Source organism: Bacillus sp. SRB_8, assembly GCF_003264205.1.
In the GTDB taxonomy this organism is placed as follows: Bacteria; Bacillota; Bacilli; order Bacillales; family Bacillaceae_G; genus Bacillus_A; species Bacillus_A mycoides.
Genome location: NZ_NADT01000008.1, coordinates 195465 through 209715, shown reverse-complemented (window position 1 = coordinate 209715; position 14251 = coordinate 195465). Strand labels below are relative to the sequence as shown.

Annotated in this window: 12 protein-coding genes; 9 read left to right on the top strand and 3 right to left on the bottom strand. The window is 36.8% G+C overall.

The window, feature by feature from the left end:
- Positions 1–137: 137 nt before the first annotated feature.
- Positions 138–620 carry a hypothetical protein gene (locus tag B5P40_RS07885; RefSeq protein WP_113709077.1) on the bottom strand — a complete coding sequence of 161 codons (483 nt, stop codon included), beginning with the start codon at positions 618–620 and terminating at the stop codon, positions 138–140.
- Positions 589–783 carry a hypothetical protein gene (locus B5P40_RS07880; RefSeq protein WP_078176983.1) on the bottom strand — a complete coding sequence of 65 codons (195 nt, stop codon included), beginning with the start codon at positions 781–783 and terminating at the stop codon, positions 589–591. The genes B5P40_RS07885 and B5P40_RS07880 overlap by 32 nt, the downstream gene beginning before the upstream one ends.
- Positions 784–1656: 873 nt before the next feature.
- On the opposite strand from B5P40_RS07880, the gene B5P40_RS07875 reads away from it, so the two are divergent.
- The 4 genes from B5P40_RS07875 to B5P40_RS07860 all read left to right on the top strand — a co-directional run bounded on the left by B5P40_RS07875 (position 1657) and on the right by B5P40_RS07860 (position 5164).
- On the top strand, positions 1657–2646 hold the full coding sequence (locus B5P40_RS07875) for a hypothetical protein (protein ID WP_113709076.1): 990 nt from the start codon (positions 1657–1659) through the stop codon (positions 2644–2646).
- 259 nt (positions 2647–2905) lie between these two features.
- Entirely contained in the window at positions 2906–3232 is a 327-nt protein-coding gene (locus tag B5P40_RS07870) for a protoporphyrinogen oxidase (RefSeq protein WP_113709075.1), read from the top strand.
- Between the two features lie 44 nt (positions 3233–3276).
- Complete coding sequence (locus tag B5P40_RS07865; RefSeq protein ID WP_002168951.1) at positions 3277–3753, top strand: PH domain-containing protein; 477 nt, start codon at positions 3277–3279, stop codon at positions 3751–3753.
- A complete protein-coding gene (locus B5P40_RS07860) occupies positions 3746–5164 on the top strand; it encodes a PH domain-containing protein (protein ID WP_002168950.1) in 1419 nt (472 codons plus the stop codon). Before B5P40_RS07865 ends, B5P40_RS07860 begins: the two co-directional genes overlap by 8 nt.
- A gap of 120 nt (positions 5165–5284) precedes the next feature.
- Here B5P40_RS07860 and hmoB read toward each other — a convergent pair whose 3' ends face one another.
- On the bottom strand, positions 5285–5794 hold the full coding sequence (gene hmoB / locus B5P40_RS07855; RefSeq protein ID WP_113709074.1) for a heme-degrading monooxygenase HmoB: 510 nt from the start codon (positions 5792–5794) through the stop codon (positions 5285–5287).
- Between the two features lie 127 nt (positions 5795–5921).
- Between hmoB and B5P40_RS07850 the strand changes: the two genes are divergently transcribed.
- From B5P40_RS07850 to B5P40_RS07830, 5 genes are all read left to right on the top strand, one after another.
- Positions 5922–8039, top strand: a complete 2118-nt coding sequence (locus B5P40_RS07850) for a transglycosylase domain-containing protein (protein WP_002011154.1) — start codon at positions 5922–5924, stop codon at positions 8037–8039.
- 189 nt (positions 8040–8228) lie between these two features.
- Positions 8229–9275 (top strand): uroporphyrinogen decarboxylase, encoded by a 1047-nt coding sequence (hemE, locus tag B5P40_RS07845; protein WP_002011155.1) that lies wholly within the window; start codon positions 8229–8231, stop codon positions 9273–9275.
- A gap of 14 nt (positions 9276–9289) precedes the next feature.
- On the top strand, positions 9290–10225 hold the full coding sequence (gene hemH, locus B5P40_RS07840) for a ferrochelatase (protein WP_002134839.1): 936 nt from the start codon (positions 9290–9292) through the stop codon (positions 10223–10225).
- Positions 10226–10244: 19 nt separating this feature from the next.
- Positions 10245–11666 carry a protoporphyrinogen oxidase gene (hemY, locus tag B5P40_RS07835; protein ID WP_002168946.1) on the top strand — a complete coding sequence of 474 codons (1422 nt, stop codon included), beginning with the start codon at positions 10245–10247 and terminating at the stop codon, positions 11664–11666.
- A 217-nt stretch (positions 11667–11883) separates the two neighbouring features.
- Positions 11884–14250, top strand: coding sequence for a DUF6359 domain-containing protein (locus B5P40_RS07830; protein WP_113709073.1), 2367 nt, complete (start codon positions 11884–11886; stop codon positions 14248–14250).
- Position 14251: the final 1 nt, after the last annotated feature.

Below are 14251 nucleotides of genomic sequence, written 5' to 3'. Positions count from 1 at the left end.
ACTAGATGCAAATAAAAACACAAGGGAAGATAAAGTTCTTCCCGTTTCCCGTATGTGGTTATATCAAAAAAAGAAAATCGTACATTATCAAGACATAAATCAATCGGTTCCCTGTACATGAAACCAAATACTATACTTTAAAATACTTCTCTTATGGAGATTGTTTGCTGATAGTGGTGGAAACTTTCTTCTATTGATGAGAATAAAGTTTCTTTCGAAATGATGAACTTTAGTTTTTGACCATTTTGTAACATAAATGAAATTGTCCCATTGTCATTAAAGCCTGTGTGGAAAGTTCCTTGTTTATTTAATAGTATCTCTTCAATTATATTTGTTGTAATTGAAAAATTATTCTTTATTTGTAATAGCTCATGTACATCTCCAGTATGGATCTTCACATCTATTTCAGTTTCTAAGTTTAATTGTTTTTTCTCAATTTTTTTGAACCAAGGCAAAAATAATAGGTCCAGAATAGCAGGTAATTGTTTTTTATAAGCATGTCGACTATGAAACTGCCCACCAATTTTTATGAAATATATACAGTCGTCTGTAACAAAAACTTTATAGTAAATGTCCCCCTTAAGCATTCTAGGTTTTAAAAGATAAAAGCTTTTCATCATAAATTCCCCCACAAATCCAACTCCTTTCTTTAAATTCTTTATTTAGTTCTGCTTGCTGTACAATAAATTGGCACTTGGGATCATTATCTACAAATTCTTTAATCATCGCTTCTTTTGCCCCCCTTAATTTCTTACCATCTTTAACATGCAATTTATGAAACATAATTAAACCTTCCTAATCTAACTATGTACATTTTAAGTATATAACAAAAAAAATTGTAATCATCAAAAAAAAATACTTTCATATACTGTAGCTGAGTAATAAAAACAGATTCAGAGACAAGCCATATATTCTAACCATTAATCCCTATAGTTGTGGAAAACGGCTGAAAGACAGGTTATCTCATACTTTGAAAAATGGTAAAAAAACAATCAATCAAACTGGATGAGATAAGCGTCTTTGTTTTTGCCATGCGATCACTTAGACCCCACCGTACACGACCTCTGTCTAAGACTTGTCCACTACACAAAGCCACTCCATGTACGACGAATCGATCGTACTCCCTAGTACCTTAATGCTAATGGCTACGGCCCGAACCTTTAAAGGTACACTAAGGATTGGAATCTTATTGACGCCTTAAAATATAGAAAGGGGAAAATAATGTAAAAAAAACTATTGTATGTTTAAAAACCTTATGTTACATTTGTGTTACGAAATAGTTACAAATTATGACTATTATTACAGTTTGTTTTCGTTTTTTTCGGTATGTTACGAATTGTGATTTGTATTTCCGATTAACCGAGAACATACAAAGGGAAAGAAATAGCAAACTAAAAATGTTTTTTTTATGTGTATAAGAGTGTGTGTAGTAAAGAGCCTGGTGAGAGCTTTACGCACATTATTAAAATTCCTTTCTGTCTTAAAAGAAGAAGAAAACCAACTACCAACTATTTAGGAGTTTTAACTAATGATAGCAAATGAAGTGTACTTCCTTTCCCACACACAATGTAGTACATATTTACTTTCAGTCTAATTGCTACACAGACTTTTATACATATGATGTTATTATTTTAGGGATATATAGGGGGAGAGAAAATGAAAAAACTATTAACAGTAATTGGCCTTACATTTTTAATGCTAGCTGGATGTAGTAATGGGAATTTTGAAAAAGCGGTGGATGAGGGGAATACCGCACTAACGAATAAAGAATATAAAACAGCCTTATCATCATTTGAAAAAGCACTAGATGAGAAAAAAGATGATTCAGATGTAAAAGTGCTTGTAGAACAAACGAAAGCAATGATGGAAGCAGTGAAGTTAAAAGAAGAAACAAATGTAGAAGAATCAATCAAGTCATTTGAAAAAGTAGAAAGCATGAAGAATGGAAGTACTACGCTTATAAAACAAGCAAAAGAAGAACGAACAGCTTTACTAGCTATCTTAGAAACAAAAAAGAAGTATAGTGAACAACTGGTGAAAGGTGAAGAGTTAATAAGTAAGAAAAATTATGCAGAAGCGAAAGAGTTACTAAATAAGCTAGTTTCAGAAACAAAAGATAACAAGAACCTTGAAGAATATAATAAAAAAGCTGTAGGATTAATCACGAAAATTGATGAAGAAGAAAAAAATGCAAAGAGTGAAGCAGTGAAGGCACAAAAAACAAATGTAGTAACGAATCAGAAGGTAACGACAGAGAAGCCCAAAAAGGTAGAGGCAGAAAAGAATGAAAAGGTAACGACAGAGAAGCCTAAAAAGGTAGAGGCAGAAAAGGATGAAAAGGTAACGACAGAGAATTCGCAAAAAGTAGAAACAGAAAAGAATGAAAAGGTAACGGCAGAGAAGCCCAAAAAGGTAGAGACAGGAAAGAATCAAGATGCATTTACTTTTGAGAAAGCTAAAGAATATATCAAAAATGAATATAAAGAAGAATATGATTACACACTAGAGAATACGCAAGTAGAAAATGGAAAGAAATATTATCAAATTAGAGTGCGTACGACATATAAAATAGAAGGCGCAGCTGGACCAGGATTTACTGGCGTATTCAAAGTATTTGAAGATGGTACAATTGTTGAAATACACTAAATCGATAAAAAGGTATCCTCAAAGTATTTGAGGATACCTTTTTAAGTTTGTTTGGCATAAAAAAAAGGCATCTAGCAAAAGTACTAGATGCAAATAAAAACACAAGGGAAGACAAAATTCTTCCCGTTTCCCGTATGTAATTATATCAAAAAAATTATAAAAAACTAGCTTTATTTTTTATATAATTGATGTGTAAAGCTATGAAATTATAAGATTACACTGTTTTCATAGTGTTTTATTGAAAAAAGGAGCTGCGTATATGATTAATTTTAAACCAGAGAATTTCAACCAACTATTAAAAATGACACTCATAAGCGCGAATAAGTCTTATGATGCGATTAAAGATTATGAGTTTACTGGAGAAGCGGTAGCATTCCGTGTAGGCTTTGAGCATATTGATGTTGCTCTTATGATTGTAGATATGTTAGGAAGATCGGCAGCAAGATTTAAGATTTTTCCATTTGCTAATCCGGATACGAATGAGATAGATTATATTCAGTTTCAAGTGTACTCCATTAATGAAGGGAACTTTAAAGAAGTAATGGATACGATGCGGAAAACTATAAATTTACAAAAATGTATATAAAGCCTAATATATAAGTAATAAATTCATATAATTGGAGTGATGAGATGCAGCCGTTAGAAAGGGAGATTCATTCTAATATGCTGAAAGTGTGGAGAATCCACGCTTTAATTGGGGCAGCGGTTATACTAGCAGTCGTAATTGCGTATTTCTTTTTTATGATTAACTTTAACTGGTGGGGCTGGTTGTTTGGATTGTTAGTGACAGGAGCAGTTCTATACATACCACTCGACTATTTTGTATTTCCAAATTTACGTCAACGTTATTATAGTTACAGATTAAATGAAGAAGAGATTGAGATTCAAAAGGGAATGTTCGTTGTAAAACGCGTACTTATTCCGATGATCCGCGTGCAGCACGTAACGATTGAGCAAGGGCCAATTATGAGAAAGTATAATTTAGCAGAATTACATATTTCAACAGCGGCAACTTCGCATAGTATTCCAGGCTTAACGAAAGAAGAAGCAGAACAGTTGAAAAGACAAATTGGAGAGCTTGCGAAAGTGAGTGATGAGGGTGTATAAGAGGCAACATCCGATCACGATATTGTTAGGTATTCGAATTGCGAGTTTGTTACCACTTATTATGCTTGTTATGTTTAAACCTGAAGAACAAGTGAAGCCTTGGTATTTATTTTATCTTTTCCTTCTGTTTGTTTTATTCATTATGGCTATTTTCTCAGCTGTAAAATGGTATTTCAAAGTATACTGGGTTGAAAATAATATTTTACATATAAAACACGGTGTTTTTGTGAAGAAGGAAAGTTATTTAAATAAAGATCGTGTGCAAAACATTAGTACATCTTCTAATGTCATTTATCAAATGCTTGGGCTTACGAAATTAAATATAGAAGTAGCGGGCGGCGGTAGTGAGCCGGAAGTGATGTTAGCTGGTATTAAAGAAGATGAAGCGAAGGAACTGATTGCCTTATTAAATAAAAAAAGAAGCGCTGCGAGTGAAGAAGTACCCATGGCAGAAGAAAGTAAGACGATTTATCAGTTAACGATGAAAGAGATTTTAGTAGCTTCCATTACGTCTGGTAGATTCGGATTAGTGTTTTCTGGATTACTTCTTATTTACACAGAGTTTAATCAATTTCTTCCAGAATGGCTCATAAATAAAGTGGAAGCGTATGTGATGGATAACGGTGTATATGAATTAATCGTTATGGCCGCGATTTTAATGGCGGTTTCGTGGGTCGTTTCGACAGCTGGTTATGCGCTAAAATATGCGAACTTTAAAATAGAGCGAAACGGAAATGAAATTCGTATTGTGCAAGGGTTATTTGATAAGAAAGAGTTTGTCTTAAAGCTCCACCGCATTCAAGCAATTACTGTGAAAGAAGGAATTCTCCGCCAGCCTTTCGGTTATTGCTCTGTCGAAGTGGAAGTCATTCAAAGTATAGAAGCGGCAGGGAATGAAGTGATGTTACATCCTTTTATGAAGAAAAAAGATGTACAGCAGCTACTTGCCTATTTACAGTTGCCGTATGAAATAGAAGAGGAAATCGTTCATTTACCGAAGGCTGCATTACGCCGTTACGTCGTAATGGGCTGGATTACAAGTGCTGTGCTCGCTGTGCCAATCGCTGGTGCGAGTATATATTTTAAACAACATACTGCGTTGTTCGTTCTTATACCGCTATTTATTGTATTTACAATACTTGCATACGCTAGATATAAAAGTGGTGGATATATGATACGAGACAATCAGTTAGTAATGGTGCACCGAGGTCTCGCGAAATATACAGGGATCATGCGAAGAAGGCATATTCAAGTGGTCGGATATAATCAATCTTATTTTCAAAAGAAAGACGAGTTATGTACAGCTGCTGTAGCGGTGGCGGGACATGGTTATGAAGTGAAGCATATGCGAAAAGAAGACGCGCTTCGCATATATAATTGGTATAAAGAAAAAGGAAACACCGGTGTGTAATGGTGTTTCCTTTTTTGTGTGTCGTCATTTGTCGATAAGTCGATATATTTCGAGTTGCGCCGATATATTCGAAAAATCGCCGATATAATTTCACATACCGCTGACTCCGAACTCCGAAAATTAAACTAACACATCAAAAGTAGTCACGAACGACGGGCGAGAGAAAATGCTTTTTTGCTGTTCTGCATGTGGATGCGCCTGAGCCTGAGCCTGTGCTTGTCCTTCTGCTTGTGCAGGGCGTTTTTTATGAGCGTTTTCGAATGAACGTGATTCTGTCCAGTCTTTAAAGTTTTGCTCAGTTTCCCACATCGTTAAGATGACATATGTATCATTACTTAATGGGCGAAGAACACGGATTGCTTGGAAGCCAGGCTCATTTTCGATTAGACCAGCACGGTTTTTAAAACGGTTTTCAAATACAGGGCGACCTTCGTCTGTTACAGAAATGTTGTTACAAACGATGTAGCCAGTTTGTCCTTTAAATTCTCCAACAGCGTCTAATACGTCATACTGAAGTGTCGATTCTACAGATTCTTCAGTATTTTCTTTATAAAACATATCTTTTTCGTTATTTTTTGCAGTGAAATGTGCTTGTTCTAGAGGTGTTTCGTATGAAATAATAGCCTTCATTTTAATGCCCCCTTTATGGTTTGTCTCTATTATATCAATTCTCTTAAAAAACTTCGAAGATTATATACATAAAGATACTTCTTTTTCAAATAATAAATGTACCATCATTTGGAAAGAAGGCCGATGTATGAAGAAAGCAAAGTGGACTTTATTAGGCGGGGTAGCAACGTTCGTAGTAGCGATTGTACTCTATAAACTTATTGTGTTAACTGGTGGCTATATGATGGATGAAAAGCAGCTTGTTTTCCACTCTTCATCACGTATCGTTGACCAAAAAGGAAAAGAAATTACGAAGTTATATGTAGAAAATAGAGAGCTCGTGCCGATTGAAGAAATTCCAAAGTACGTGCAGCAAGCATTTATTGCTGTGGAAGATTCTCGTTTTTATGAGCATCAAGGAATTGATTACCCTTCTATATTTCGGGCGCTTTATAAAGACGCGTTAGCTGGAGAGAAGGTAGAAGGCGGTAGTACGATTACGCAGCAACTAGCTAAAAACGTCTTTTTAACTCGCGAAAAAACATTTACGCGCAAATTGAAAGAGGTCGCAATTTCTCTTCAATTAGAGCAAAAATATACGAAGCAGCAAATTCTTGAAATGTATATGAACCATATTTATTTCGGTCATGGGGCATATGGTATTCAAGCGGCAGCAAAGTTGTATTTTAATAAAAATGTAGAAGATTTAACAGTGGAAGAGGGAGCTATGCTTGCAGGGCTTCCGAAAGCGCCAAATGGCTATTCACCGTACTTATCCCTAGAAAAGAGTAAAGGGCGCCGTGATCTTGTTTTGTCACTTATGCATAAACAAGGCTATTTAACAGCGGAAGATAGTGTTCGTTACCAAGGGAAAACAATAGCTCTTTATAAAAATTCAGATGAACGTGAACTCGCATATATGCCGTATATCGATATGGTTATAGATGAAGCGGCGCGTTTATATGGTTTATCGCATCAAGAAGTACTGCGCGGAGGATATACGTTTGTCGTACCGATGGATGAAAAAGTTCAAAAGGTAGCATATAACCAGTTTCAAGATGCGAGAAATTTCCCTGGTAAAGAAAACGGGGCGCAAGGTGCATTTTTATTAATGGATAATCAGACTGGCGGAATTAAAGCCGCGATTGGCGGAAGAGAGTATGTTCCGAGAGGGCTTAATCGCGTTTTTGCAAAGCGGCAGCCTGGTTCTGTTTTAAAGCCGCTTATCGTATATGGACCTGCACTTGAGACGAAGAAATATAATCCATATTCTTTATTAACGAATGAAAAAAGTTCGTTTGAAGGTTATGAACCTCGAAATTATAATCATGAGTATACGAAAGAGATGACGATGTACGATGCGGTATTAGAATCAGCAAATGTGCCAGCTGTATCTTTATTAAATGAATTAGGGGTAGATGAGGGAAAGCAATATTTAGAGAAAGGGAATGTTCATATTGCGGACTCAGGTTTAAGCACAGCACTTGGCGGGCTAAAAAATGGTGTGTCTCCATTTGATCTTGTCAAAATGTACCGATCTTTTTTAGCAAACGGGAATATTATCGAACCGCACGTTATCGATAAAGTATTAAATAGACACGGGGCGGTTATTGGAGAATCATCAAAAGCTGAAACGAAAGTCTTTTCGAAGCAAACGGCATGGTATATGACAAAGATGCTTGAAGGAGTTGTGAAAGAAGGTACGGCGAAAGCTGGCGTATATAATGGAGCTTTAGCTGGAAAAACAGGCACAACTTCATTGCCGAATGATGACAATGGTGCGCGTGATATGTGGTTCGTTGGATATACACCGAATTTAGTAGGTGCAGTTTGGATTGGCTATGACCGCACCGATAAAGAGCATCAATTACAAGATGGAAATGCATCTGCAACGATGTTATTTAAAAAGATTTTAACGAAAGCAAACATACAAGATAAAGCGAGTTTTCATAGGCCAAAAGGTGTTGAAACAATTGGACTGCCAATTCGTTTAGATAAGATTCAAAACGTGGAAGCAAAACTAGCATTTAGTCCTTTCGGTTTATTTGCAATGAAACTAAGCTGGACGCCGCTTCCTGATGAGCGAATTATGTATCGGATTTATAAAGTTGAAAAAGGAATTCATACTCACGTTGGAACGGCAAAAGGAACGGGGAAATATGAGGAGAAGTTTATTAATATATTCTCAAAACCAAGTTTTTACGTTGTGCCATATAACACACAAACGAACCGTGAAGGAGAAAAGTCAAAAGTAGCTAAACCGTAGTTTTTCTCTGTGCTATAATAAGAATGTTGTGAAAATAGTAAACGTTTTTACGAACGTTTGTGTCAATTTAATGAACAACGTACATAATGTTATGCATTTTGTTTTTACAAGCTGTATAGTAAAAAAAGATAAATATCGGAATAGAGCATATTTAAAGAAAAAGCATTGGTAAGGAAGGGAGCTAGGGTCTTGGTAAGAACTATAAATGAGACATTTTTAAAAGCATGTAGGGGGGAACGTACAGAGTATGTACCAGCATGGTATATGCGTCAAGCAGGTCGTTCACAGCCGGAATATAGAAAGATAAAAGAGAAATATTCTTTATTTGAAATTACACATAATCCAGAGTTGTGCGCTTACGTTACAAAGTTGCCAGTTGATCAATATAACGTAGACGCAGCAATTCTTTATAAAGATATTATGTCACCACTACCTGCAATTGGTGTTGATGTGGAAATTAAATCTGGCATTGGTCCAGTTATCGATAGTCCAATCCGTTCTTTACAAGATGTAGAAAAATTAGGGGAAATCAATCCAGAAGATGACGTACCTTACATACTAGATACAATTCGTTTATTAACGACAGAAATGTTAGATGTACCGTTAATCGGTTTTTCAGGAGCTCCATTTACGTTAGCGAGCTATATGATCGAAGGCGGTCCTTCTCGTAACTATCATAATACGAAAGCGTTTATGTATGCAGAGCCGAAAGCTTGGTTCGCTTTAATGGATAAGCTTGCAGATATGGTTATTACATATTTAAAAGCGCAAATTAACGCAGGAGTAAAAGCGGTTCAAATTTTCGATTCTTGGGTTGGAGCAGTAAATGTAGCGGATTACCGTATATTTATTAAACCAGCGATGGAGCGTATTTTTGCAGAAGTTCGCCCGATGGGTGTTCCAATGATTATGCACGGCGTAGGTGCTGCACATTTAGTGAATGAATGGCACGACTTACCGCTTGATGTAGTAGGTTTAGATTGGCGCTTACCGATTGAAGAAGCACGCGCACGTGGTGTTCATAAGGCGGTACAAGGAAATATGGATCCTTCATTCTTATTAGCACCTTGGCCTGTTATTGAAGAACATGTAAAAGGTATTTTAGATCAAGGGATGAAGCAGCCAGGTTATATCTTTAACTTAGGTCACGGCGTATTCCCAGAAGTAAATCCAGATACATTAAAACGCTTAACTACATTTATTCATGAGTACTCTAAAGAACAGTTAGCGAAGTAAAGGAGATTGTCTGTATGAAAAAGAAAATTGGTTTGCTTGTAATGGCATACGGAACGCCATATAAAGAAGAAGATATTGAACGTTACTATACACATATTCGCAGAGGAAGAAAGCCAAGTCCTGAAATGCTAGAAGATTTAACAGAGCGTTACCGTGCAATTGGTGGTATTTCTCCTTTAGCTACTATTACATTAGAGCAAGCTAAAAAGTTAGAGACACGTTTAAATGAAATACAAGATGAAGTAGAGTACCACATGTATCTTGGTTTAAAACATATTGAACCGTTCATTGAAGATGCAGTACAAGCTATGCATAAAGATGGAATAGAAGATGCAATTGCACTCGTTCTTGCCCCTCACTATTCTACTTTTAGCGTGAAGTCGTATGTAGGACGAGCGCAAGAAGAAGCAGGAAAACTTGGAAACTTAACAATTCACGGCATCGATAGCTGGTATAAAGAACCGAAATTTATTCAGTATTGGGTCGATGCAGTGAAAGGTATATATAACGGTATGTCAGAAGCAGAACGTGAAAAAGCAGTGTTAATCGTATCTGCACATAGCTTACCAGAAAAAATTATCGCACTCGGCGATCCATACCCGGATCAATTAAACGAAACAGCTGACTATATTGCACGTGGTGCTGAAGTAGCAAATTATGCAGTAGGTTGGCAAAGTGCCGGAAATACACCAGACCCTTGGATTGGTCCAGATGTACAAGATTTAACGAGAGAACTAAATGAAAAATACGGCTACAGTTCATTCGTATATGCACCAGTTGGATTTGTTGCGGAACATTTAGAAGTTTTATATGACAATGACTTTGAGTGTAAAGTTGTAACGGATGAAATTGGCGCGAAATATTATCGTCCCGAAATGCCTAATGCGTCGGACGCATTTATCGACTGTTTAGCAGATGTAGTATTAAAGAAAAAAGAATCTGTAATGTAAGTAGAAAGGGGGAGCTTACTTGAGGAAAAAAGTTGTGATCATCGGCGGTGGCATCACAGGATTAACAACAATGTATAACTTACAAAAAGAAATTCGTGAAAAAAACTTGCCGATAGATGCATTGCTTATAGAAGCGTCTGGTAAACTTGGCGGGAAAATTCAAACCGTTCAAAAAGATGGATTTACAATTGAACGCGGTCCTGATTCTTTCTTAGCAAGAAAAGAGAGTGCAGCTAAATTAGTGAAAGAATTAGGACTTGGCGATGAACTTGTAAATAATAAGGCCGGTCAATCGTTCGTTCTCGTAAACAATCGGTTACATAAAATGCCGAGCGGTTCAATGATGGGAATTCCAACGCAAATTACGCCGTTTCTATTTTCCGGATTGTTCTCCCCAATTGGTAAACTAAGAGCTGGTTTTGACTTATTAATGCCTAGATCAAAACCAGTTTCTGATCAATCACTCGGGCAGTTTTTCAGGCATCGTCTTGGAAATGAAGTCGTTGAAAATTTAATTGAGCCATTATTATCTGGTATTTATGCAGGGGATATTGATGAAATGAGTTTAATGTCAACATTCCCTCAAATTTATCAAATTGAACAGGAGCACCGTAGTATTTCACTCGGTATGCGTACGCTCGCTCCAAAGCAAGAGAAGGCTGAATTGAAAAAAGGAATATTTAAAACTGTGAAAACCGGTTTAGAATCTATAGTAGAATCTCTTGAAACGAAGATTCCTAATGATATGATAATGAAGGGAACTCGTATCGAAAAGGTTGCAAAACTTGGTGATAGTTATACGATTACGCTTAGTAACGGAAAAGAAATGGAAGTAGACGCGATTGTAGTTGCGACGCCGCATAAAGTATTGCCATCTATGTTTGCGCAGTATAAGCAGTTTCGTTTCTTCCGTAACATTCCGTCTACATCAGTTGCAAACGTGGCACTTGCTTTCCCAAAGTCTGCAATTCAGCGTGATATTGATGGTACCGGATTTGTCGTATCAAGAAATAGTGATTATACAATTACAGCGTGTACGTGGACACACAAAAAATGGCCACATACAACGCCAGAAGGAAAAACGCTTCTTCGCTGTTACGTCGGACGCCCAGGTGATGAAGCGATTGTCGAACAAACTGACGAAGAAATTGTGCAGCTCGTACTCGAAGACTTACAAAAGACAATGGATATTACAGAGGATCCAGAGTTTACAATTGTAAGCCGCTGGAAAGAAGCGATGCCTCAATATACAGTAGGCCATAAAGAGCGAATGAAAAAGCTCACAACATTTATGGAGGAAGAATTGCCAGGTGTGTATTTGGCAGGTAGTTCTTACGCTGGTTCTGGTCTTCCGGCTTGTATTGAGCAAGGTGAGTTAGCGGCGAAACGTGTGTTATTTCATTTAGAGAAAGTAATGGAGACTAAATTAGTCGCACATTAAAATATTTCAAACAAAACGCCTTCAATTATATTGAAGGCGTTTTGTTTATTGGATAAAATACCTTTAGTCAATAAACCTATATAAGTTATTTTGTATTATAGTTTGAAAACTTGTAAATTAAATAAATTTTGTGTAAAACTTGTCGAAATATAGTTCTATATAACGAATCATTTGATATGATAGAAATGTTGAGAAAATATGAAATAGGGAGAGGGAAATGGCTGTGAAGAAATTATTAAGTGTCTTTTTATCATTGATGTTATTGCTTTCATTTACTGGAACTTTAGCGCAGGCGGAAGAAACTACTTCTATGTCAGTAGAAAAAGCAATTCAAGTATTTAAGCAGCAAGGGAAAACGAAGGGGATAGTGGAAGGATATATCGTTGGGTATACGCAAAGTCCTTCTAAATACACGAAAGATCCGGCTAAGTTTGACGACACAAACGTGGCAATTGCCGATTCGCCAAACGAAACGAATCCAGACAAAATCATGCCTGTTCAATTGCCAAAAGGCGATGTGAGATTGGCAGTAAATGTGAAAGACCATCCTGAAAATATCGGGAAGAAAGTTAGGTTGACAGGGACGCTTGAGTTATATTTCGGTAGCCCAGGTTTAAAATCAGTAACAGCTCATAAGTTTCAAGGAGAAGAACAAAACCGCGTTAGCGATGTAGTGGCATCACCAAATGGTGGGGAAGTTGCAAAAGGAACAGCAGTAACATTAACAACGAATACAGAAGGAGCAACAATCTACTATACGTTAGATGGCTCTAATCCTACAAACAAAAGCGTTCGTTATAACGGACAAATTGTAGTGAATGAAAATAGTGTAGTGAAAGCAATCGCTGAAAAAGAAGGGCTTACTTCTTCAGCAGTTTCGACATTTTCATTTATAATCGTAACAAATGAACCAGTTCGTATTCATGATATTCAAGGGAAATCACATATTTCTCCTTACAATGGGAAGAAAGTAAACAATGTGGAAGGCGTTGTCACAGCGCTTGATAAAAATGGTTTTTATATAGAAGATAATCAGCCGGATAAAGATCCAGCTACTTCTGAAGGTATTTACGTATACAAAAAAGATGTGAATGTAGCAGTAGGAGATCTTGTCCAAGTTGATGGAGAAGTAGAAGAATATGTTGGGCCTGGATATGCAGAAAGGTTTGACACAGATTTAACGACGACGGAAATTAAAGCGAGCCGCGTTGCTGTCATCGCAAAAGATCAACCTTTACCAGCGCCGATTGTACTTGGAGAAAACGGTGTGAAAATTCCTGATCAAATTATCGATAATGATGCATTCGGTTTATTTGATCCAAATGAAGATGCAATCGACTTTTATGAAAGTGTAGAAGGTATGCGCGTTACGATGCCAACGCCAAAAATTATTGCCCCTCAGAAAAACGGGAATTTATATGTAACAGTAGAAAATGGCGGGAATAAAGTCGTAACGAAATATGGCACACCTGTATTAGATGAAAATCAATTAAACCCAGAACGTCTTTCTGTAAAAGTACCTCGTGATTATGTAGCAAAAGTAGGAGATACTTTTACTGGAGATATAACAGGGGTAGTCGGATATGATTACGGTTCGTTCCGCATTGCGCCAATAACGGAATTACCATCTGTAGTGGACGGCGGATTTAAGCAAGTAGGGGCAAATATTCAGCCTCGTCTTGATAAGTTAACAGTTGCTACATATAACATTGAAAATTTCTCGGCGAATAAAAAAGAAACAACAGATGAAAAAGTAAAAGCGTTAGCGTATTCTATTAAATACAATTTAAAAATGCCAGATATTATCGGTGTAGAGGAAATGCAAGATAACAATGGATCAATTAATGACGGTACAACAGATGCTTCATTAAGTGCAAAACGTATCATTGATGCAGTTCTAGAAATTCGTGGACCAAAGTATGAGTATGTAGAAATTGCTCCGAATAATAATCTAGACGGAGGAGCACCAGGAGCTAATATTCGCGTCGGTTTCTTCTACAACCCATCACGCGTGAAATTAGCAGCAGTACCGAAGTTACTTGATAAAAATGTTGTTCGCATCGGAGACGAAAGTTCATTATTTGAAAGTACACGTAAACCGCTTGCAGCAGAATTTACGTTCCAAGGACAAAACGTTGTTGTCGTTGCAAATCACTTAAACTCAAAAATAGGAGATGCAACGCCATTTGGAAAAGTGCAGCCGCTCGTATTAAAGAGTGAAGAAAAACGAATTCAGTTAGCGCAAGAAGTAAATCACTTCGTACAAGGAATTCAGAAAAAGAACACGAATGCACCAGTTGTTGTGTTAGGGGATATGAACGATTTTGAGTTCGCTAAACCACTAAAAGCACTAGAAGGAACAATCTTGAAAAATATGTTAAACACAGTGCCGAAAGAGAACCGCTACACGTACATTCATGAAGGAAATGCACAAGTGTTAGATCATATTTTAGTAACAAACAACATCGCACCATACACAATTGTAGATCCAGTGCACTTAAACTCAAACATTATGAAAGAGCATGGACGTGTAAGTGACCACGATCCAGTACTTGTTCAAATTGATTTGAAGAAGGCTTCTTAAA